Raw genomic sequence first — 18,362 nt, 5'->3', positions numbered from 1 at the left:
CCCGGCGAGAGGGTGCGCCTCCCGACCGGGCCTGTTTCCGATTGTCTCGCGCGGGCGCGAGGGGATGAGATAGGGCGCGTCCGCAGTCTTTCGACTTAAGCCGCGAAATATTCCTGCAGGGCCCGGACCTCGAGATCACCCCCGAGATAGGCCTTGATCCCCTCTGCGGCTGCCATCGCTCCCGCGAGAGTGGTGTAGTACGGCACTTTATGCAAGAGGGCGGCCCGGCGCAGCGACCGCGAGTCGGACAGGGCACCGGCGCCTTCCGTGGTGTTGAACACCAGGTGGATCTCGCCGTTCTTGATCGCGTCGACCACGTGCGGCCGGCCCTCCAGCACCTTGTTGATGCGGGCGCACGGAACGCCGTTCTCGACGAGGTAGCGCTGGGTGCCGGTGGTGGCGAGCACCGTGAAGCCGAGGTCGGACAGCAGCTTCATCGCCGGCAGGATGCGGGCCTTGTCGTCGTCGCGCACCGAGACGAAGACCGTGCCGGCCTTCGGCACCTGCGTGCCCGAGCCGAGCTGGCTCTTGGCGAAGGCGACGCCGAAGCCGCGGTCGAGGCCGATCACCTCGCCGGTCGAGCGCATCTCCGGCCCGAGCAGCACGTCGACCCCGGGGAAGCGGGCGAAGGGGAAGACCGCTTCCTTGACGGCGATGTGGGCTAAGGTCTTGGGCTTGAGGCCGAAGGAGGCGAGGGGCTCGCCGGCCATCACCCGGGCGGCGATCTTGGCGATCGGCTCGCCGATCACCTTGGCGACGAACGGCACGGTGCGCGAGGCCCGCGGGTTCACCTCCAGGACGTAGATCACCCCGTCCTTGATCGCGTATTGCACGTTCATCAGGCCGCCGACTTCCAGCGCCAGCGCGAGCCCGCGGGTCTGGCGCTCCAGCTCGGCGATGGTCTCGGCCGAGAGCGAGCGCGGCGGCAGCGAGCAGGCGGAATCACCCGAATGGATGCCCGCCTCCTCGATGTGCTCCATGATGCCGGCGATGAACACGTCCTTGCCGTCGGAGACCGCGTCGACGTCGACCTCGATCGCGTCCGACAGGTAGCGGTCGAACAGGAGCGGGTTCTTGCCCAGCACCGTGTTGATCTGGCCGGTCTTGTCGTTGGGGTAGCGCGCCTTGACGTCCGACGGGATCAGGCTCGGCAGGGTGTCGAGCAGGTAGTCGGCGAACTGGGTCTCGTCGCGGATGATCGCCATCGCGCGCCCGCCGAGGACGTAGGAGGGGCGCACCACGAAGGGCAGGCCGAGATCGGCGGCGATCAGCCGGCTCTGCTCCACCGAGTAGGCGATGCCGTTCTTCGGCTGCTTGAGGTGCAGCTTGTCGAGCAGGCGCTTGAAGCGGTCGCGGTCCTCGGCGAGGTCGATCGCGTCCGGCGAGGTGCCGAGGATCGGCACGCCGGCCTCCTCCAGCGCGCGGGCCAGTTTCAGCGGGGTCTGGCCGCCGAACTGCACGATCACACCGTGCAACGTGCCGGCCTGGCGCTCGGTCTCGATGATCTCCAGCACGTCCTCGGCGGTCAGCGGCTCGAAGTAGAGCCGGTCCGAGGTGTCGTAGTCGGTCGACACCGTCTCCGGGTTGCAGTTGACCATGATGGTCTCGTAGCCCGCATCGGTCAGCGCGAAGCAGGCGTGGCAGCAGCAATAGTCGAACTCGATGCCCTGGCCGATCCGGTTCGGGCCGCCGCCGAGGATGATGACCTTCTTGGCGTCCGTGGGCTGGGCCTCGTCGGCCACGCTGCCGGCGAAGGGGGCGACGTAGGTCGAGTACATGTAGGCGGTCGGCGACTTGAACTCGGCCGCGCAGGTGTCGATCCGCTTGAAGACCGGCCGCACCGACAGCGCCCGGCGGGCGGCGCGCACCGCCCCCTCGTCGATGCCGGCGAGCACGGACAGGCGCGCATCCGAGAAGCCCGCCGCCTTGAGCTGGCGGAAGGCGCCCTCGGTCTTCGGCAGGCCGAAGCGCTTCACCTTGGTCTCGAGATCGATGATGCCCTGGAGCTGCTCCAGGAACCACGGGTCGATCTTGCAGGAAGCGTGAACCTCCTCGTGGCTGACGCCGAGGCGAAGCGCCTGCGCCACCTTGAGGAGCCGGTCCGGGGTCGGCGTGCCGATCGCCGCCTTGATGGCGTTGCGGTCGTCGCCCTTGCCCAGCCCCTCGATCTCGATGTCGTCGAGGCCGGTGAGCCCGGTCTCCAGCGAGCGCAGGGCCTTCTGGAGCGACTCGGCGAAGGTCCGGCCGATCGCCATCGCCTCGCCGACCGACTTCATCGCGGTGGTCAGGGTCGGCTCGGCGCCCGGGAATTTTTCGAAGGCGAAGCGCGGGATCTTGGTGACGACGTAGTCGATCGTCGGCTCGAACGAGGCCGGGGTCGCCCCGCCGGTGATGTCGTTGGCGATCTCGTCGAGGGTGTAGCCGACGGCGAGCTTGGCCGCGACCTTGGCGATCGGGAAGCCGGTCGCCTTCGAGGCGAGCGCCGAGGAGCGCGAGACGCGCGGGTTCATCTCGATCACGATCATCCGGCCGGTGGCCGGGTCGACGGCGAACTGCACGTTCGAGCCGCCGGTCTCGACGCCGATCTCGCGCAGGACCGCGAGCGAGGCGTCGCGCATGCGCTGATATTCCTTGTCGGTCAGCGTCAGCGCCGGCGCCACGGTGATCGAGTCGCCGGTATGGACCCCCATCGGGTCGACGTTCTCGATCGAGCAGACGATGATGCAGTTATCCGCGCGATCGCGGACGACCTCCATCTCGTACTCCTTCCAGCCGAGCACCGATTCCTCGATCAGGACCTCGTTGGTCGGCGAGGCGTCGATGCCGCGCTCGACGATGTCGAGGAATTCTTCCCGGTTATAGGCGATGCCGCCGCCGGTGCCGCCCATGGTGAAGGAGGGCCGGATGATCGCCGGCAGGCCGACCTCGGCCAGCGCGATGAGCGCCTGGCCGATGGCATGCTCGCCGTAGCGCTTGCGCCGGTCGTTCTCGGCCGAGGCCCACTTCTTCTCGAAGGCGGCGAGCGCGGTCTTGCGGGCTTCCGGATCGCTCTCGGCGGCCTCGATCCGGGCCACCTCGGCGAGGTACTTCTCCCGGTCCGCCTTCTTGGCGGCCGAGGCGTTGGCGAGCGCCGATTTCGGGGTCTCGAGCCCGATCTTGGTCATCGCGTCGCGGAAGAGGCTGCGGTCCTCCGCCTTGTCGATCGCTTCCGCCGTGGCGCCGATCATCTGCACGCCGAACTTCTCCAGCACGCCCATCCGCTTGAGCGAGAGGGCGCAGTTCAGCGCGGTCTGGCCGCCCATGGTCGGCAGGAGGGCGTCGGGCCGCTCCTTCTCGATGATGCGGGCGACGATCTCCGGGGTGATCGGCTCGACATAGGTCGCGTCGGCGAGATCCGGATCGGTCATGATCGTCGCCGGATTCGAGTTGACCAGGATGATCCGGTAGCCTTCCTCGCGCAGGGCCTTGCAGGCCTGCGTGCCGGAATAGTCGAACTCGCATGCCTGGCCGATGACGATCGGGCCCGCGCCGATGATGAGGATGGAGGAGAGATCGGTGCGCTTGGGCATCGGACGCTTCAGACTCGTGCGGCGCGCGCTGCCTCGTTCCTCGGATCCGGCGTCCCCGAGGCCCTGGCGGGCGTCGAGGCGGGAGCGGAACGTGCGGGAGCGGCGGGGATTGCGTTGGGCGCCCTTAGCATAGGCGTACAGATCAGGGGAAGGGCGTGGCCGACGACGTGAACACCAGGGGAGATGCGCGCTGGACGCTGGTCACCGGCGCATCGAGCGGAATCGGCGTCGAGATCGCCCGGGCTTTCGCGGCCCGCGGGCGACCGCTGGTGCTGAGCGCCCGGCGGGCGGAGCGGCTGGAGGCGCTCGCCGCCGAGCTGCCCGTGCCGGCCGTCGTAGTCCCGGCGGATCTCGCGGTTCCGGGCGCCGCCGAGGCGCTGGCCGCCGCGGTCGAGGCGCGGGGCATCGTCCTCCATACCCTCGTCAACAATGCCGGCTTCGGCCTGCGCGGCCGCCTCGGCGAGCTGCCGGCGCGGGACCAGGCCGAGATGGTGGCGGTGAACGTGGCGGCACCCACGATCCTCAGCCGCCTGGTGCTGCCCGGCCTGATCGCCCGGCGGGCCGGCGGCATCCTCAACGTGGCCTCCGTGGTCGCCTACCTGCCGGGCCCGAACATGGCGGCCTACTACGCCAGCAAGGCCTACCTCCTGTCCCTGTCGGAAGCCCTCTACGAGGAGGCGCGGCCGTTCGGGGTGACCGTCACGGCGGTCTGTCCCGGCGCGACCGCGACGGAGTTTTCGGAGCGGGCCGATATCGGCGGCGCGAAGCGCTTCACCGGCAACGTGATGGCGCCGGCGGCGGTGGCCGAGGCGGCGGTCGCCGGCCACCTCGCCGGCCGGGCGGTGGTGATCCCGGGGGCGGCCAACCGGGCGGCGGTGATCGGCGCCCGGCTGATGCCGCGCTGGCTCAGCCGAAAGGTGGCGGCTCGCCTGCAAGGATGAACGGAATCCGCCGCTTTCAGGTCATCTTCGGTTCAGTGCCGGGCGCTAGACGGAGAAGCGAGGCGGCATCGGCCGTCCGGTCTGGTCGAGTGGCGTCGTGGCGAGAGAACCGAGAGCCGATCCGTGGGAGGCCGCCGCGCTGGCGGCCCTGGCGCGGCAGTTCCTGTCTTACGTCGGGGTGAGCCTCGCGGCGCTCGCCGTCCACTACGCCCTGCTCGCCGCCCTGGTCGAGACCGGCCGCGCCGATCCGGTGCGGGCGGCGCTCGCCGGCTACCTCGCCGGCGCCGTCGTGTCCTATGGGCTCAACCGTCGCCTGACCTATGCCAGCGCGCGGCCCCATGCCGAGGCGACCTGGCGCTTCGGCATCGTGGCGGCCATCGGCTTCGGGCTGACCTGGCTGATCATGGCCGGGCTCACCCGGGGCCTGGGCCTGCCCTACCTCGCCGCGCAAGTGCTGGCGACCGGGGTGGTGGTGTTCTGGAACTTCCTCGGCCACCGGGTGTGGACCTTCGCGGTGAGGCCGGCGCCGGGATTGTCGGAGGAGGTGTCCGGAGCGCGGTGAGGCGGCGGTTCTTCGTTGGCCGGGCGTGGCTCTCGCCCGCGGGCGCGCGCACCGCATGCTCGCGCATCTAGGTGGAAACGGGGCCATTCGCTTCGCCCCGGCCTCATCCTTTCAGAGCGAGGGAGCCTTCCGGAAATCCCTGGGCGGTTCACGCCGCAATCGTCCGGGAAAGGGGGAGCCTCGAAAGAAGACCCCCACCTCGTCTTCGACCGAGCGGCTCCGCCACCGCGCCGGGCCTCATGTCGTCTCCGTTTGATCTGTTCCGAAGCAAGTAGAGCGCGGGATCCCCTCTCTCGTGTGGGAGAGGGGTAGGGGTGAGGGTGGCTCGGGTTCAGGATTAAGCACTGAGCGTCGAGCTGCGCAGCCCAACGGTCGGAGGTTTATTCTGTATCCGAGCCACCCTCACCCCCGGCCCCTCTCCCACACGGGAGAGGGGAGACGTGCTCGATCTTTAGATGACCGGATCAGGCGGAAATCGTATCACACCCCCGGCCAGGCCGGCCGCGCGATGCCCAGATGGTCGCGCAGGGTCGTGCCCTCGTACTCGGTGCGGAACAGGCCGCGCTCCTGCAGGATCGGCACCACCTCGGCCACGAACTCGTCGAGGCCGCCCGGGAAGAAGGGCGGCATCACGTTGAAGCCGTCGGCCGCCTCCCCGTCGAACCATTCCTGCATCCGGTCGGCGATGTCGGTGGCGGTGCCGAGCACGATGTGGTGGCCGCGCCCCGCGGCGACCCGGAGCGCCAGCTGGCGGATCGTCAGGCCCTCGCGGCGGGCGAGCTCGGTCAGGAGCTCGGCGCGGCTCCTCAGCTGGTCGGAGAGCGGCAGGTCCGGCAGCGGCCCGTCGAGGTCGTAAGCCGCGAGCGAGTGGCCGATTCGCTCTTCCAGGAGTGGCATCGCGCTCGCGATCGGGGTCCAGCGGTCGAGCTCGCTCAGCTTCTCGCTCGCCTCCTTGAGGCTGCGCCCGACCACCGGCAGGAAGCCCGGCATCACCGCGACCGAGTTCGGATCGCGGCCGAAGCTGGCGACGCGGGCCTTCAGGCTGCGGTAGAACGCCTGCGCCTCGGGCAGGCTCGCCTGGGCGGTGAACACGATGTCGGCGGCCCGCGCCGCGAGGTCCTGGCCCGGGCCCGAGGAGCCGGCCTGGATCAGCACCGGGTGACCTTGCGGCGAGCGCGGGATGTTGAGCGGGCCCTTCACGGAATAGTATGTGCCCGCGTGGTCGAGCAGCCGCACCTTGGCCGGGTCGGCATAGACGCCGCGCTCCTTGTCCTTCGGGAAGGCGTCGTCGGCCCAGCTGTCCCACAGGCCGCGCACCACGTCGACGAATTCTTCCGCGATGGCGTAGCGGGCATCGTGCTCGGGGTGGCTCTTGGAAAAATTGTTGGCGGTGCGGGCGTAGGACGTCGTCACGATGTTCCAGGCCGCGCGGCCGTGGCTCAGGTGATCGACCGACGCGAAGGCGCGGGCGAGGTGGTAGGGCTCGCCGTAGGTGGTCGAGGCGGTGGCGGCGAGGCCGATCCGCTCGGTCACCATCGCGAGCGCGCCGAGCAGGGTCAGGGGCTCGAACCGGGCGATCATCGACGGGTGGGCGTCGACGCCGCTGGTCAGGCCGTCGGCGAGGAACACCATGTCGAACTTCGCGGCCTCGGCTTTCCGCACCACCCGACGCAGCAGGTCGAAATTCTCGCTGCCCGATTCGGCGTCGGCGTGGCGCCAGCCGGAGACGTGGTGGCCGGCGCCCTGGAGGAAGAGCCCGAGATGGATGGATCGCTTGGCGGTCATGATGGCGCCTTTGAGGAGATCAGGAACGGCTCTGGCCGAGGAGGGCGAGGAGGCGGGCGAGGTCGGCCGCGTCGCTCATCCGGGCGACGAGGTCCGGGATCCCGGCGAAGATCTCCGCATCCCCGGTCGCGTCGCGGAATTTCGGCCCGGCATCGCTCAGGCCGGGCAGGCCCTCGATCCGCCGGCTCACGGTGCGGCCGTCCGTCAGGGTGACGTCGAGGACGACGAACCGCGTCGCCGGGTCGGAGGACAGGCGCGGCGCGGCCTCGTCGTGGCGGCGCGACACCCGGGCGGCGAGCGCGGCGAGGTCCGGCCGCACCGGCCGCTCGTCGAAATGACCGACGCCGAGGGCGCCGTCGGTCAGCGCGGCGGCGAAGATGTATTCCGGGCTGAACCGCGCCTCGATGCCGGTGCCGGGGCGCGAAACGACGAGCGCCGCGTCGCCCCCGGGCGGGAAGGTGAGCGCGACGGCCTCGACCGTCTCCGGGCGCAGGCCGTCGGCATCGTGCAGAGCGAGCGCCCCGACCGCGACCGGGTGGGCCGCCGTGCAGCACGGGAACGCCTTGAGGGTGAGGCCGGGCGTCAGGATCTGCCACGGCGCGCCCCAGCCGGCGAGCAGGCGCTCGGGCGCCGTCGCGGCGAAGCCGAAGGCCTCGAAGAATCCGATCGGGCCGCCGAGGAAATCGGGCGCGCCGGAGAGACCCGACTCGGCGAGGAGGGCGGCCGTGAGCCCGGCGCGGGCGGCGAGGCCGGCATGGAGCGGCTTGGCGTCGTAGCCGAATTGCAGCCTGAGGCCCGCCGATTGCGTCGCCGCGAGGCCGAGGGCCACGGCGGTCGTGTCGGGGGAGAAGCGCAGCAGGTGCGCGATGGCGGCCGCGGCGCCGACCGTGCCGAGGGTCGCGGTGGCGTGGAAGCCGGTCTCGTAGTGGCGCGAGCCGAGTGCCAGGCCGAGGCGCGCCATCGCCTCCAGGCCGACAATGTAGGCCGCGATCAGGTCGCGGGCGGCGACCGGGCGGGTGCCGGCGAGCGCCAGCAGCGCGGGCAGGATCACCACCGTCGGGTGGCCGCGCACGCTGGCATGCACGTCGTCGTAGTCGAGGACGTGGCCGGCATGGCCGTTGATCAGGGCGGCGGTGAACGGGTCGGCGCGCTCAGCCCGGCCGATCAGCGCCGAGGGGCCGGTGCCGGCGCCGAGTGTTTCGACCAGGATCCCGGTCGAGCGGTCGTCGGCACCGCCCAGCGTGCAGGCGAGGAGATCGAGGATCGCGAGCCGCGCCGCCTCCACCGCCTCGTCGGAGGGGACGGAGGCGACGATCGCCGCGGCGAAACGGTGGGTGAGCGAGATCGTCATCGGATCAGATTCCTTCGCCGGGCTGCACCGCCTCGCGGGCGCCGAGGCCGCGCACGAACTGGCGGATGCGCGGGTTCTGCGAGCGGTGGAAGATCTGGTCGGGCGGGCCGTCCTCGACGATGCGGCCGTTCTCGGTGAAGACGATCCGGTCGCTGATCTCCTCGGCGAAGCGCATCTCGTGGGTGACGAGGAGGCTGGTCATGCCCTCGCGCACCAGCCCGCGGATCACCGCCAGCACCTCGCCCACCGTCTCGGGGTCGAGGGCCGAGGTCACCTCGTCGAACAGCACCAGGTCCGGCCGCATGGCGAGCGCGCGGGCGATGGCGACCCGCTGCTGCTGCCCGCCCGAGAGCTGGCCCGGATAGGACGCGACCTTGTCGGAGAGCCGCACCCGGTCGAGCAATTCGCGGGCGTGACGCTCGGCCTCCGCCCGCTTCTCCTTGAGGATGCGGACCGGCGCGATGGTGATGTTGTCGAGCACCGTGAGGTGCGGGAACAGGTTGTATTGCTGGAACACGATGCCGATGCGCTTGCGGAGGCCGATGCGCTCGGCTTCCGTCCGCAGGGCGTCGACCCTGATGCCGTTGACGGTGATCTTTCCCGAACTCGGCGCGAGCAGCGCGTTGATGCAGCGCAGGATCGTCGACTTGCCCGAGCCCGACGGGCCGATGATCGACACCGCCTCGCCGCGGGCGACCTGCATGTCGATGCCCTTCAGCACCTCGGTCGAGCCGAAGCTCAGATGCACGTCCTCAAGGGCGACGAGGGGAGTGGAGGTTGCGGTCATGATGTCCGACCTCATCGGGCGAGGCGCCGCTCGAGCCGCTGCGTGAGGCGCGAGACCGGGTAGCAGAACAGGAAGAAGGCGAAGAGCACCGTCACGTAGGTGAGCACCGTGAAGTCGGTGCGGCTCACCGCCGTGCTGGCGTCGGTGGCGGCGTGGAGGAGCTCGTGCACGCCGACGAGGGAGGCGAGCGCCGTGCCCATGCAGATCGAGGCGTAGAGGTTCATCCACGGCGGCAGCGCCCGGCGCAGGCACTGGGGCAGGATGATGAAGCGCAGGGCCTCGATTCGCGAGAAGCCGAGGCCCTTGGCGGCGTCCCATTGCGGCGTCGGGATCGATTGCAGGGCGCCGCGAGTGATCTCGGCGGTGTGGGCGCTCGCCGGGATCGCGAGCCCGATCACCGCCTTCACCCAGTCGGGGAACGGGATGTAGTGGCCCAACGCGACGATCTCAAACGGGAAGATGTAGGTGGTGGCGAAGATCAGCACGAGGTGCGGCGCGTTGCGGAAGACCTGCACGTAGGCGACGGCCGGCGCCCGCACGAGCCGTGCCTGGGCGAGCTCCATCGCCCCGAGGGTGATGCCGGCCAGCGTGCCGAGCGCCATGGCGAGCACGCTGATGAGGATGTTCATCGCGAATCCGCGGGCGAGGTAGGGCAGCCATTCGACGAGGAGGCGCGCCAGCGACGGGTCGAGGACGAGCCAGAGCGCGACCGCGGCGCCGACGAGGCCGGCGAGCACGAGCGGCGCGATCGAGGGCCGCGCGGGGAGGGCGCCCGCCGTCACTGCCCGAATCCCGGCAGGGCCAGGCGCCGCTCGACGATCGCGCCGATCCGCGCCACGGCGAGGTTGATGGCGCTGAAGAACACCAGGAGCACGATCATGAGCTCGACGACGTTGTCGCGCTGGGTCCAGATCATCAGCGAGGCGTAGGTGATCTCGTTGACGGCGACGGCGTAGCCGATCGTCGTCAGCTTCACGAGGTTGACGAGGTTGTTGACGATCGCCGGCAAGGCCGTGCGGAGCGCCAGCGGCAGCTCCACCACCCGCAGCACCTCCAGGCGCGAGAAGCCGAGGCCCCTGGCCGCCTCGATCGTGGTCGAGGGCACCGCCTCGATGCCGCCGCGCAGGGCCTCGGCGTGGAGCGCCGCCACGTGCAGGCTCACCACTGCGACGAGCCAGAAATACGCCCCGAGCGGGTTGTTCTGCGCGCCGCCCAGCGCCTGCGAGATCAGCATGTTGACCACGAGCACCGTGAACATCAGCTGGACCAGCGTCGGCGTGTTGCGGGTGAGTTCGACATAGGCCCGCGCCGGCCCGGCGAGCCAGGGCCGGTCCGAGGTCAGCGCCGCCGCCAGCACGACGCCGCCCGCGAGGCTGAGCGGGATGGTGAGGGCGACGAGGACGAGCGTCGTCGCCATCCCGTCGAGCCACATCCGCACCTCGAACGGGCTTGTCAGGAAGTCGAAGTTGAGCCCGATCTGGGCCGCCAGGGCGATGAAGCCCCGGACCGCGTCCTGCATCGTGTCGTCGCCTTCCTCAGGGCCCGCTCGATCCCACGCCCGATCGTCCACCCTCCTTGTCATCCCGGGGCCGCGAAAGCGGAACCCGGGATCCATAACTGCCGACAGATCAGGATAAAGCGGAACGCCGAGCGCCTTGTTCTGCACCGCCAGCGGTTATGGATCCCGGGTTCTCGCCTTCGGCGAGCCCCGGGATGACACCGTGGATAATCAAGTCCGTCGAGCAGACACGTCGTCCACGCTTCTCACTTCCCCGCCGCGAGCCGCTTCTGCTGCTCCTCGATGAAGGCCGTGTTGAGGAGCCGGTTGGCCTTGGCGATCTCCAGGAGCTTGCCGGAGGCAATCAGCTCGCGCAGGGCCTTGTCGAGGGCGGCGGAGGTGTCCTTCTCGCCCTTGCGGATCCACACCACCGAATCGGCCGGCACGATCTCCGTGGGGATCAGGATGCCGTAATCCTTCCACTCGTCGGCCCGGTCCTCGAGCATCAGGCCCAGCGTCGCGCCGGTATGGACCGCGATCACGCAGGTGCCGCCCTTGAGCGCCAGGAGCGATTCCGGCTGGCTCGGCAGGCCCTTCACCACCGCGCCGTACTGCTCGATCAGGGGCTGGGTGAAGTTCGAGCCCTGCGAGACGCAGACCGGCTTGCCCTTCAGGTCGGTCCAGTCCTTGATCCCGCTGTCCTTGCGGCCGATCGCGGCGCCACCGGCCCGGTCGAACACGGTGGGGGGAAAATCCATGATCTTCGCCCGATCCTCGGTGACCTGCATGTTGGCGAGCAGCGCGTCGACCTTGCCCTGCTGCAGGAACTGCACCCGGTTCGGCGGCGTCACTGTGACGGTGTCGAGCGCCACGCCCAGCTTCTCGGCCAGCGCCCGGGCGAGGTCGATGTTGAAGCCCTTCTGCTCCTGGGTCTTCGGGTCGATGTAGCCGAACGGCGCGCCCGACAGGATCACCCCGACGGTGAACTTGCCCTTGGCCTTGATGCGGTCGAGCGTGGAATCGGCGCTGGCCCCCGAGACCCCGGCGAGCAGGGCGGCGAGGAGGGCAGCGGCGCGCAGAGGGGTCTTTCTGATCATGGCGGTCGGCCTCTCGCAGCGTCTCGGCGCCGGGGGGCGCCGTCGGGCCGTGACGGCCCGGGCTTGGTCCGCCGCGGCATACCCGAATGCCGATCGGGTTTGTAGAGTGCCGCGAGACTCCGGCCTGTTATCCCCTGTCGCGGCCGGCCGGCCCGGGGGGAGAGGACGCTCCCGCGTTGCCGCCCGCCCGGGCACCCGCCATGATCCGCCCCGCCAGACCGCCCGGCTCGACTCGGGCGCCGCCGGAGGAACCGCCCCGTGCCCCGCGTGCTCTACGAACTCGCCGCCGCCGATCCGGACCGGCGCTTCAGCCCGTTCTGCTGGCGCATCCGCCTCGCCCTGGAGCATAAGGGCCTCGCCTTCGAGGGCCGGCCGTGGCGGTTCACGGAGAAGGTTGCGCTGTCCTTCTCGGGCTCGGACAAGGTGCCGGTGCTGGTCGAGGACGGGCGGCCGATCGCCGATTCTTCGGTCATCGCCGCGCATCTGGAGACGGCCTATCCCGACCGGCCGTCGCTGTTCGGCGGCCCGGTGGGGGCGGCGCTGACCCGGTTTCACCTCGCCTGGACCGATCAGGTGCTGCACCCGGCCGTGGTGCCTCTCCTCCTCCTCGACATCCACCGCCACCTCGCCGAAGCCGACAAGGGCTATTTCCGCACTAGCCGCGAGGCCCGGTTCGGCAAGCCCCTGGAGGCGGTCTGCCCTGATCCGGAGGCGCAGCTCGCGACCTTGCGGCGCACGCTCTCGCCGGTCCGCGCGGTGTTGCGCCACCAGCCCTTCCTCGGCGGTGACACCCCGCTCTACGCCGACCACGCGGTGATGGGCGCCTTCCTGTGGGCCCGGGGCGTCAGCACGCTGACGCTCCTCGAACCCGACGATCCGGTCGAGGCGTGGCGCCGGCGCATGCTGGAGCGGATGGGGGAGGGCTCGCGGGCGCTGGTGTTCGGCTGAGGCGAACTGCCTGTGGACCCCGGCCCGGGGCGCGGATCGGGGGACCTCCGGCCGTGTTACGAGTCTCGGCATCGCCAGGCAGGATCGCAAGCGCGATCCTGCCTGGCCTTTTGTTGCGCATCATTGTTTCGCCGAACCGGTAGCCACTTCGGCGAATGATGCTGGGGAGCCGAGATGACGATCAGCGTCGAGATGGGGGTGGCGGGCGGCCGGCCGGCCGGCCTCGACCTGGAGGAGTTGCTGGCGACGCGCCTCCTGGTCCAGGGCAATTCCGGCTCGGGCAAGTCGCACCTCCTGCGCCGCCTGCTGGAGCAGAGCGCGCCGCACGTGCAGCAGGTGGTGATCGACCCCGAGGGCGATTTCGTCACCCTGGCGGATGCGCATGGCCACGTGGTCGTCGAGGGCGATCACGGCGAGGCCGACCTGCAGCGCATCGCCGCCCGGGTGCGGGCGCACCGCGTCTCCGTGGTGCTGACGCTGGAGAGCCTCGACGTCGAGGCGCAGATGCGCGCCGCCGCGGCCTTCCTGGGCGGCCTGTTCGAGGCCGAGCGCGACCATTGGTACCCGGTGCTGGTGGTGGTCGACGAGGCGCAGCTCTTCGCCCCGGCCGCCGCCGGCGAGGTCTCGGACGAGGCCCGCAAGGCGTCGCTGGGCGCGATGACCAACCTGATGTGCCGCGGCCGCAAGCGGGGCTTGGCCGGCATCATCGCGACGCAGCGCCTCGCCAAGCTCGCCAAGAACGTCGCGGCGGAAGCGTCGAACTTCCTGATGGGCCGCACCTTCCTCGACATCGACATGGCGCGCGCCGCCGACCTCCTCGGCCTCGAGCGGCGCCAGGCCGAGAGCTTTCGCGATCTCGAGCGCGGCCACTTCATCGCCCTCGGACCCGCCCTGTCGAAGCGGCCGCTGCCGATCGCCATCGGGCCGGTCGCGACCTCGGCCCGCTCGTCGAGCCCCAAGCTCGTCCCGCTGCCGAGCCCGGCCGCCGGCGACGATCTGCGCGAGCTGATCCTGACGCCGTCCGAGAACGAGCCGGTCTGGACGCCCGCCCCCCGCCCGGCGCCGACCCCGCGGGCGAGCCCGGCCGACCTGCTGCAGCAGCTCGCCCAGTACCGCCCGCCGGAGCCGGTCGAGGCCGGCCCGAGCATGAGCGAGGCGGAGCGGGACGCCGCCCTGGCGGACATCCTGCGCGAGATCGCCGCCGATCCGGACGCCGCCCACCACCCGATCGCGGTGCTCTACCAGGACTTTCTCGTGCGCTGCCGGATGCGCCGGCTGCCGGGCGAGCCCCTCGATCTCGGCCGCTTCCGCCGGCGGCTCGCCATCGCGCGGGCCGGCGTCGAGGGCGAGGCGGCGGAGGGCGACGAGGCCGAGGCGGTGATGGCGGCCTGCGCCGGCCTGCCCGAGGAGGTACAGGGCCTGTTCCTGCTGCTGGCGCGGGCCGCCCGCGCCGGGGCGCCGTGCCCCTCCGACGACGCGCTCGCCCGCGCCATCGGCTCGCGCTCGCCGGGCCGGGCGCGGCGGCTCCTCGCCTATGTCGAGAGCCGCGGCGCCGCGGTCTGCCGCACCGATTTCCGCGGCAACCGCGTCGTCGCCCTGCCGGCGCTCGGCTGCGAGACCGCGCCGGGCAACCCCAAGGGCGGCGCGGAGGAGCCCGCCGGCCTGTTCGCCGCGGAGTAGAGATCAGGCCCGCGAGGCCTGGAGGCCCGGAAGCGTCAGCTCGCCCCGGCGCGCGACGGCGAGGCCGGCGAGCAGCCCGAGAAGCACCAGGGCGGGCAGGGCCATCGCCACCGGGTCGCCGGCGCGCAGGTGGCTGACGGCCGCGCCGACCATCACGGCGGCGAGCAGGAGCGCGCCGTAGGCGACGGTGCCGCGGCGCCACAGCAGGGCGGCGCCGAGCAGCTGCGCCGCGCCGACCGCGTACATGAACCACAGCGGGTAGCCGAAGCGCGCGAAGCCCGCGACCTCGAACGGCACGGCGGCGAACTTCATGCCGGCCGCGGCCACGAAGACGGCGGTGAGAATCCCGCGCAGCAGCAGCCCGCCGAAGCGCGGTCCCTTTGATGTCGATGTCATGGTCGAAAATCCCGCTTGATCGTCGTCGGACCGGTTCGGCGGCCGCGACGCCGGATTAGCGATGCGGGATTGCGTCGTGATTGCGTGCCGTGTGTCGTCGCATCCGGCCTCTTCTGTCTGGGAACTGGTGGAATCCGGCGTGAGGCGCCGTCGTCCGGCGGCCCGCCCGGACCGGCGCCGAAGGTCGTGTCGAGCCCATGCACCCTGCATTAAGGCTCATGGTGGATTGTGAAGGACGACAAGCGGGCGGCCTTGCGGCCGGCCGGACCTCGCGCGATGCTACTCCCGCGCGTTTGTAAGATCTTGGCGGGTCCCTTGAAGTTGCATCTCCAGCCCGAACCCGAACCAGGTCTCCGGGCGATCCAGATCCGGGTCGGCGGCCGCTACCTGCTGCCGGGCGGGGCGGAGCATGTCTGCGAGACCCGCAGCCTCTCCCTCTCGACCATCGAGGTGCGGGCGCCGGAGAGCGGCCTGCGGGGCGACCCCGTCACGCTCTACCTCGACAATGTCGGCCCGGTGACGGGGGTGATCCAGACGATCGCGCCGGACGGCTTCACGGTCGCGGTGGAGGTCGGTCCCGAACGCCGCGCCCGCTTCGCCGCCCGCCTCGACTGGCTCGCCGCCCAGGCCAACGGCAAGGCCGACCAGCGCAGCGATCCGCGCATCGTGCCCCATACCCGCTCCGTCGAAGTGCGCCGCGCCGACGGCCGGGTCATCCCCGGGACGATCATCGACTTGTCGATGAGCGGCGTCGCCGTCGCGGTGACCGACCTTCCGTCGGTGGGCGAGACGGTGACCGTCGGCAAGCGCCGCGCCAAGGTGGTCCGCCACCTCGAGAACGGCTTCGCCGTCACCTTCCTGCTGCCGTTCCGGCCCGAGACCTTCGGCCTGCACGTCGTGCTCTGACCGGGGCCGGGTCCGGGCACAAAGAAAAGCCGCCCTCACGGGCGGCCCGAAGTCTTGGAGGAACGCCCGTCAGGGCTGAATCCTTGTGGCACCGGCGGGACATCGGCGGCGTGCGCGGGCGCACATGACCGGTGCGGCCTTCTCCGAGCGATCCCGACGATTGCGATCGTCGCGGCGCACGGAATTTTAATTCCGCTGCGTCAGGATCGCTCCCGCACGATCGATGATCGTGACGCACTGGATTTGGGGAGCGGGATGCGCGGCCATCACCGGAGCAGCGGGATCGGGCGCCTCGACGGCGATCACGGCGACATCCGGATCGTCGTGTCGGCCCCGCCGCCCCAGCGGAAGGAGCGCGCCTTCGCCTACCTGCCCTGGCCGGTCCGGATCCTGGTGAAGTTCGGGCTCCCCGTCCTCGTGCTGCTCGCGATCGTCGTGCTGCCGAACTACCTCGATTGCCGCAGCCGGCACGATTCCGGCCGGTTCTTCCACGGCATGACGGTCTCGGCCTGCACGCGCCAGACCGTCTACGGCCAGATCGACGCGACCCAGACGCGGTTCGAGGCCATCGCCCGCGCGGTCGCGGGCCGGTGAGGCGGATGCCGGGGACGGTGTGAGGCCGGGGACGGTGTGAGGCCGGGAAGTCTGTCAGGTCGTGCACGGACGCACAAGGCGCACCGGGCACGGGCCGCTTTGCGCGATGGCGCCTGTCGCGCCGGAGGCGACTGCCTTAGTTAGGGCTCGTCCCCTCCGGAACGAGGATGAGCTCCCGATGTTTCCTGACGTTAAGCTCCACATCGCCGGCGAGTGGCGCGCCGGCAGCGCCGGCCAGACGCTGCCGATCCTCAACCCGGCCACCGGCGAGACCCTGAGCCAGCTCGCCGTCGCGACCCGCCAGGACCTCGACGAGGCCCTCGCGGCGGCCGACCGCGGCTTCAAGGCCTGGCGCAAGGTCTCGGCCTTCGAGCGCAGCAAGGTCCTGCGCAAGGCCGCCAACCTGATGCGCGAGCGCGCCGACGAGATCGCCCGGATCATGACCCTGGAGCAGGGCAAGCCGGTGGCGGAAGCCAAGATGGAGGTGCTCGGCGGCGCCGACACCATGGACTGGTTCGCCGAGGAAGGCCGGCGCGCCTACGGCCGGGTGATCCCGCCCCGCGCCGAGGCTGTGATGCAGCTCGTGATCCGCGAGCCGGTCGGACCCGTGGCGGCCTTCACGCCGTGGAACTTCCCGATCAACCAGGCGGTGCGCAAGGTCTCGGCGGCGCTCTGCACCGGCTGCTCGGTGATCCTGAAGGGCCCCGAGGATACTCCGGCGAGCTGCACGGCCCTGATCCAGGCCCTGCTCGATGCCGGCGTGCCGGGCGACGTGCTCGGCCTCGTCTACGGCGATCCGGCGGAGATTTCGTCGTACCTGATCCCGCATCCGGTGATCCGCAAGATCACCTTCACGGGCTCGACCGCGATCGGCAAGGAGCTCGCCGCGCTCGCCGGCAAGCACATGAAGCGCGCCACGATGGAGCTCGGCGGCCACGCCCCGGCGATCGTTTTTCGCGATGCCGACGTGACCAAGGCGGTGCAGGTGCTCGGCGCCAACAAGTTCCGCAATGCCGGCCAGGTCTGCGTCGCGCCGACCCGGTTCCTCGTCCACGATTCGGTGTTCGACGCCTTCGTCGACGGCTTCGTCGGCCTCTCCCGCGACCTCAAGGTCGGCCCCGGCCTGGAGGACGGCGTGAAGATGGGCCCGCTCGCCCATGGCCGCCGCATCGAGGCCATGGAGGGCTTCGTCGCCGATGCCGAGCAGAAGGGCGCTCGGCTGCGCACCGGCGGCAAGCGCATCGGCAACCAGGGCAACTTCTTCGAGCCGACGGTCTTCACCGACGTGCCGCTCGACGCCCGGATCATGAACGAGGAGCCCTTCGGGCCGATCGCCGCGATCCAGCGCTTCTCGGACGACGAGGAGGCCTTCACGGAGGCCAACCGCCTGCCCTACGGCCTGGCGGCCTACGCCTATACCCGCTCGGCCGAGACCGCCACCAAGCTCGCCACGCGGGTGGAGAGCGGCATGATGTCGATCAACCACCACGGCATCGCCCTGCCGGAGACGCCCTTCGGCGGCGTGAAGGATTCGGGCTACGGCAGCGAGGGCGGCTCTGAGGCGATCGAGGCCTACCTCAACACCAAGTTCGTCACGCAGGCGGGCTTCTGAGCGGGCAAGCCGGCCTCTGAGCGGGCAAGACAGCGTCTGAGCGGGAAGGGGGGGCCGCGCGCGCGGCCCCCTCTGTCCGCCGGCGAAATAGGGGTTGCCAAGCCGGAGCGAACCCCTTAGATCCCACCTCCACCGGCGGGGCGCACCGCTCCCCCCGGTCAGGCGCCCGTAGCTCAGCTGGATAGAGCACCAGACTACGAATCTGGGGGTCAGAGGTTCGAATCCTTTCGGGCGCGCCATTTTACACTTGAGATGTCACGGTGTGACGGGGTCCTTCCCCTCTCCACCGCATCATAGTCGAAGGTTCACCCTTCGATCGGGCGCCCGTAGCTCAGCTGGATAGAGCACCAGACTACGAATCTGGGGGTCAGAGGTTCGAATCCTTTCGGGCGCGCCACTCGTCTTATCATTTTGAAAATTGACGCATGACGCCGAGGCGGCCTTGGTCTCGATCGGCAAGTTCGTGTCGTTACACGCCTGCACTCGATGCCGCTCTTCCCTTGTACACGACAGTGGCAGGAGGGCGCGGGGCAAGCTCCCCAGTCCCGGGCTCGCTCACAACCTGTTCGACGTCCGAGGACAGTACCGCGAGAAATTTCTTCGATCCTACCCGCGACATCATCCTGAGGTGCTGCT

The 18,362-nt window shown here is 70.6% G+C and carries 15 protein-coding genes and 2 tRNA genes; 9 read left to right on the top strand and 8 right to left on the bottom strand.

The window, feature by feature from the left end; all coding sequences use genetic code 11:
- Positions 1-95: 95 nt before the first annotated feature.
- Positions 96-3,569 carry a carbamoyl-phosphate synthase large subunit gene (gene carB / locus BM430_RS20370; RefSeq protein WP_093569079.1) on the bottom strand — a complete coding sequence of 1,158 codons (3,474 nt, stop codon included), beginning with the start codon at positions 3,567-3,569 and terminating at the stop codon, positions 96-98.
- Between the two features lie 155 nt (positions 3,570-3,724).
- On the opposite strand from carB, the gene BM430_RS20365 reads away from it, so the two are divergent.
- The gene (locus BM430_RS20365; RefSeq protein WP_244539580.1) at positions 3,725-4,510 is read left to right on the top strand and encodes an SDR family NAD(P)-dependent oxidoreductase; all 786 of its coding nucleotides are present in this window, start codon (positions 3,725-3,727) and stop codon (positions 4,508-4,510) included.
- Between the two features lie 97 nt (positions 4,511-4,607).
- Complete coding sequence (locus BM430_RS20360) at positions 4,608-5,072, top strand: GtrA family protein (protein WP_244539579.1); 465 nt, start codon at positions 4,608-4,610, stop codon at positions 5,070-5,072.
- A 480-nt stretch (positions 5,073-5,552) separates the two neighbouring features.
- Here the strand turns inward: BM430_RS20360 and BM430_RS20355 are convergent, their stop codons facing one another.
- From BM430_RS20355 to BM430_RS20330, 6 genes are all read right to left on the bottom strand, one after another.
- Entirely contained in the window at positions 5,553-6,857 is a 1,305-nt protein-coding gene (locus tag BM430_RS20355) for an LLM class flavin-dependent oxidoreductase (protein ID WP_093569078.1), read from the bottom strand.
- 19 nt (positions 6,858-6,876) lie between these two features.
- A complete protein-coding gene (locus BM430_RS20350) occupies positions 6,877-8,208 on the bottom strand; it encodes an MmgE/PrpD family protein (protein ID WP_093569077.1) in 1,332 nt (443 codons plus the stop codon).
- A 4-nt stretch (positions 8,209-8,212) separates the two neighbouring features.
- Positions 8,213-8,995: an amino acid ABC transporter ATP-binding protein gene (locus BM430_RS20345; protein WP_093569076.1), complete on the bottom strand. Its 783-nt coding sequence runs from the start codon at positions 8,993-8,995 to the stop codon at positions 8,213-8,215.
- Between the two features lie 11 nt (positions 8,996-9,006).
- Positions 9,007-9,744, bottom strand: a complete 738-nt coding sequence (locus BM430_RS20340; RefSeq protein WP_244539587.1) for an amino acid ABC transporter permease — start codon at positions 9,742-9,744, stop codon at positions 9,007-9,009.
- 29 nt (positions 9,745-9,773) lie between these two features.
- Positions 9,774-10,514: an amino acid ABC transporter permease gene (locus BM430_RS20335; protein WP_093569074.1), complete on the bottom strand. Its 741-nt coding sequence runs from the start codon at positions 10,512-10,514 to the stop codon at positions 9,774-9,776.
- A gap of 245 nt (positions 10,515-10,759) precedes the next feature.
- Positions 10,760-11,590 carry a transporter substrate-binding domain-containing protein gene (locus BM430_RS20330; RefSeq protein WP_093569073.1) on the bottom strand — a complete coding sequence of 277 codons (831 nt, stop codon included), beginning with the start codon at positions 11,588-11,590 and terminating at the stop codon, positions 10,760-10,762.
- A 258-nt stretch (positions 11,591-11,848) separates the two neighbouring features.
- Here BM430_RS20330 and BM430_RS20325 point away from each other — a divergent pair, with 258 nt between their 5' ends.
- A complete protein-coding gene (locus tag BM430_RS20325) occupies positions 11,849-12,538 on the top strand; it encodes a glutathione S-transferase family protein (protein WP_093569072.1) in 690 nt (229 codons plus the stop codon).
- A gap of 174 nt (positions 12,539-12,712) precedes the next feature.
- Positions 12,713-14,218: an ATP-binding protein gene (locus tag BM430_RS20320; RefSeq protein ID WP_093569071.1), complete on the top strand. Its 1,506-nt coding sequence runs from the start codon at positions 12,713-12,715 to the stop codon at positions 14,216-14,218.
- A 3-nt stretch (positions 14,219-14,221) separates the two neighbouring features.
- Here BM430_RS20320 and BM430_RS20315 read toward each other — a convergent pair whose 3' ends face one another.
- Complete coding sequence (locus tag BM430_RS20315; protein WP_093569070.1) at positions 14,222-14,614, bottom strand: DoxX family protein; 393 nt, start codon at positions 14,612-14,614, stop codon at positions 14,222-14,224.
- 315 nt (positions 14,615-14,929) lie between these two features.
- Between BM430_RS20315 and BM430_RS20310 the strand changes: the two genes are divergently transcribed.
- The 5 genes from BM430_RS20310 (at position 14,930) to BM430_RS20290 (ending at position 18,123) form a co-directional block, all read left to right on the top strand.
- Positions 14,930-15,520 (top strand): PilZ domain-containing protein, encoded by a 591-nt coding sequence (locus BM430_RS20310; protein ID WP_244539578.1) that lies wholly within the window; start codon positions 14,930-14,932, stop codon positions 15,518-15,520.
- Positions 15,521-15,775: 255 nt separating this feature from the next.
- Positions 15,776-16,114: a hypothetical protein gene (locus tag BM430_RS20305; RefSeq protein WP_093569069.1), complete on the top strand. Its 339-nt coding sequence runs from the start codon at positions 15,776-15,778 to the stop codon at positions 16,112-16,114.
- 178 nt (positions 16,115-16,292) lie between these two features.
- A complete protein-coding gene (locus BM430_RS20300; RefSeq protein WP_093569068.1) occupies positions 16,293-17,726 on the top strand; it encodes an NAD-dependent succinate-semialdehyde dehydrogenase in 1,434 nt (477 codons plus the stop codon).
- A gap of 162 nt (positions 17,727-17,888) precedes the next feature.
- Positions 17,889-17,965, top strand: a tRNA-Arg gene (locus tag BM430_RS20295).
- Between the two features lie 81 nt (positions 17,966-18,046).
- Positions 18,047-18,123, top strand: a tRNA-Arg gene (locus BM430_RS20290).
- Positions 18,124-18,362: the final 239 nt, after the last annotated feature.

This window comes from Methylobacterium sp. 174MFSha1.1 (genome assembly GCF_900116815.1).
Classification (GTDB): domain Bacteria; phylum Pseudomonadota; class Alphaproteobacteria; order Rhizobiales; family Beijerinckiaceae; genus Methylobacterium.
This window is presented reverse-complemented; position numbering and strand designations above follow the sequence as displayed.

Coding starts and splice junctions, on each gene's coding strand:
- BM430_RS20315 (WP_093569070.1), bottom strand. CDS start 14,614: ATGACATCGACATCAAAGGGACCGCGCTTCGGCGGGCTGCTGCTGCGC.
- BM430_RS20345 (WP_093569076.1), bottom strand. CDS start 8,995: ATGACCGCAACCTCCACTCCCCTCGTCGCCCTTGAGGACGTGCATCTG.
- BM430_RS20320 (WP_093569071.1), top strand. CDS start 12,713: ATGACGATCAGCGTCGAGATGGGGGTGGCGGGCGGCCGGCCGGCCGGC.
- BM430_RS20300 (WP_093569068.1), top strand. CDS start 16,293: ATGTTTCCTGACGTTAAGCTCCACATCGCCGGCGAGTGGCGCGCCGGC.
- BM430_RS20305 (WP_093569069.1), top strand. CDS start 15,776: ATGCGCGGCCATCACCGGAGCAGCGGGATCGGGCGCCTCGACGGCGAT.
- BM430_RS20335 (WP_093569074.1), bottom strand. CDS start 10,514: ATGCAGGACGCGGTCCGGGGCTTCATCGCCCTGGCGGCCCAGATCGGG.
- BM430_RS20350 (WP_093569077.1), bottom strand. CDS start 8,208: ATGACGATCTCGCTCACCCACCGTTTCGCCGCGGCGATCGTCGCCTCC.
- BM430_RS20355 (WP_093569078.1), bottom strand. CDS start 6,857: ATGACCGCCAAGCGATCCATCCATCTCGGGCTCTTCCTCCAGGGCGCC.
- BM430_RS20330 (WP_093569073.1), bottom strand. CDS start 11,590: ATGATCAGAAAGACCCCTCTGCGCGCCGCTGCCCTCCTCGCCGCCCTG.
- carB (WP_093569079.1), bottom strand. CDS start 3,569: ATGCCCAAGCGCACCGATCTCTCCTCCATCCTCATCATCGGCGCGGGC.